General features: G+C 51.5%; 3 protein-coding genes. All 3 read right to left on the bottom strand.

Translation table 11 applies throughout. The features are described 5' to 3' along the window. On the bottom strand, positions 1-444 hold a 444-nt coding region (locus RBB44_RS25405; protein ID WP_306150604.1), incomplete at its 3' end, for a TadE/TadG family type IV pilus assembly protein. A 1-nt stretch (position 445) separates the two neighbouring features. Further along, positions 446-985: a TadE/TadG family type IV pilus assembly protein gene (locus tag RBB44_RS25410; protein ID WP_306150603.1), complete on the bottom strand. Its 540-nt coding sequence runs from the start codon at positions 983-985 to the stop codon at positions 446-448. Positions 986-995: 10 nt separating this feature from the next. Further along, on the bottom strand, positions 996-2,402 hold the full coding sequence (locus RBB44_RS25415) for a TadE/TadG family type IV pilus assembly protein (protein ID WP_306150605.1): 1,407 nt from the start codon (positions 2,400-2,402) through the stop codon (positions 996-998). Positions 2,403-2,533 lie beyond the last annotated feature (131 nt).

Raw genomic sequence — 2,533 nt, forward strand, 5'->3', positions numbered from 1 at the left:
CTGTACGACGATGACAGTGTCGCCTTCTGCGAGGGTCGGAAAATCAAACTGGGCTAAATCATCATCTTCCAGAAGCGCATCGTCATCGTTGCTTTCTGACCAGTGAACCTCCAATTCATCCTCATCATCGAAGAAATTGCGGACACTTGACACTGTCATGGTGAAGTTGCTGTCGGTCGCATAATTTCCGAGGATCGACACTGCCGTTGCTTCAATAAGATCGAAATCATCCTCTGTAAACGTATCTCCATTGAACCGGGTAACGAGATCTGTTGTCACACTTGCTGCGCGCTCAAGCTGACGGGAAGCGCGGAACCCATCAAACAAACTGGCGGTGTTTAGGAAGATCAAGATCAACAAAGGGAAAATCAGCGCAAACTCGACGGCTGCAACTCCGTTCGTGTCTGCCCGGAAACTCCTGAGGCGCGGGGAGAGGGCCAGCATCTTAAAAAGGCTCGTTCATGAAGGCCATTGACGACACCATTTCGTAGCGATTGTTCACGGTTTTGGAGAGCGCCAGACCAAATCCCAACCCGGGCGTATAAATATCTGTCGTCAGACACGCCCGCATGAATACGATACTGTTGGCGCTGCCGGGATTGAATGTCACCACGGGTCTAAAGTCACTACTTGCGTCTACGCAAACGGCATCCGTGTCGGGCAGGTCTATGAGACTTGAGATTTCAATAAGCTCAATGGTGAGATTGTTGACACAATCGGGCACCACAAGTCCCACGATCTCACAGATGTCTTCTTCGAAATCTTCCCGGGACACCGTGTTGTCGGCCAACCCTTGCGTTATAGCTCCAATATAGACCGTTTTGGACGTCGTGTTCACAGCATGGTCCAGCATGGTCATACGAATGAACAACAGCCCCATCTCGAAACAGGACAGAAACAAAAGGAAAAACGGCATCCCGATCAAAGCAAATTCAATTGCCGTCGCGCCATCTCTCTTTGTCCAAAAGCGCCGGAACAGATACATGGGCGACATCCTAGCCGGAAATACGCAAACTGTTGATGGAGGTGGCGATGGCCGAAAACGCATCCTCGATGTTCAAGCCTTCAACAAAATAGTAGTTGGATAGACTGGAAGCGCAGTACTGGAGCATTTGATCAGACAGAGCCCCGCGTCTGATTTGAAATCCGATCGTGTATACTTGGACATTGTTGTTCTTCAGATATTCGCAGGTGCGTTTGAAATAGGCGACGGCATCGTCCGGCTTTGAAGACGGTGTGCGCATGTTGCCTCTTGAGACGATCGTCTGCTGTGTGCTGCCCTTTATGTGCGTGGTCGTGTAAACCCGGGGCCGAAACTGGGCGGTGATTTCACCATCGGTCATGATCACCGCGACCTTCAACGTGTCCTCATCGTCGAAGTCTGCCGGTCTGTCCGCGAAGTCGCCACCCAGCTGCCCCCTCATATCACTTGACAGCACCTTTGCCCCCCAAAGCGCTCCGATATCCATTCCAGTACCGTCTGAGAGGTCCATGTTGTCGATCAAGGACTTTAGGCCACTTTTATTGTTTGTGTTTAACAGCATGGCGGTGTCGTCAGAGGGGCACCACGGATTGCTCCGGTTCCATTTCGTGAAGTTCGGGACCTGTGGGCGGCTGTTTGCCGGTATGGCCGTCATGTCAAAGTCGTCGTCTGTGTACTCGATACAGCCCGTTCTTTGGCCCGAGAACATGAACTTTCGATAGGGAACGTTTTTGTTCACGTAGTAATCGGCCAGGATCGGTAGATCGATCACGCCCGGGGTAGAGGTGTTCACAGCGTAGGTGTCATAGAGGTCGCCAATGTTCACGGTGCCGCCAAATGGTATGATGCTCAAGGACGTGAATTCCCGGTCATCTTCGTTCAACATCGTGTCGATGAAAGACTTTGCGGCTGTTCTGAGACTGGATAGTTTTCTCCGCATCGACGAGGAAATATCAAGAACAACAGCCACTTCGACATTGGTCGCGGCTTGCTGAGCCACTGACGATGCCAATACACTCGTCGAGTCGATTCCGGCCAGCTTCAAAATCGTCATTTCAATATCAACGGTCGCAGTGATCTCGACAGATTTTGCGTTGAGGCTATCCGTGACATTCCCGATCGTAAGCTGCAACGTTGTCCACGGCGCGACGTCTGGCAGATTTGCCTGCACATACTCATTCACCGTGTCTTCGATATCGCCGGTGTTGCTTAATGAGGCGGCCGCAAGCGTGGCTGAGTCCAACGTGGATTGGAGTTTTGCTTGCGCGGTCGTCATCCGGACCACGTCAAGGCTGCCAATCGTGATCAGCATAAGCGGCACAAACGCCAAAGCGGTCAGAATTGCAACATTGCCGGACTGATCCGCCCACAGCCGGGAGGCGCAAGAGGCAATAGTCGAGAAAAGGGAGCGCACTCGCATTACCTGCACTTAAGATACCTCCGCGCTTTGGAGAATTCTTTTTGAGTTGGATGACTTGCTTGACCTAACGGCAGCTTTTCGACGTTAGTAATCCACCACCTTATGAATAGTTAACGTGGTTTATGAATTCG

It is taken from the genome of Roseibium sp. MMSF_3247 (assembly GCF_030733765.1).
Taxonomy (GTDB): Bacteria; Pseudomonadota; Alphaproteobacteria; order Rhizobiales; family Stappiaceae; genus Roseibium.

Coding starts and splice junctions, on each gene's coding strand:
- RBB44_RS25415 (WP_306150605.1), bottom strand. CDS start 2,402: ATGCGAGTGCGCTCCCTTTTCTCGACTATTGCCTCTTGCGCCTCCCGG.
- RBB44_RS25410 (WP_306150603.1), bottom strand. CDS start 985: ATGTATCTGTTCCGGCGCTTTTGGACAAAGAGAGATGGCGCGACGGCA.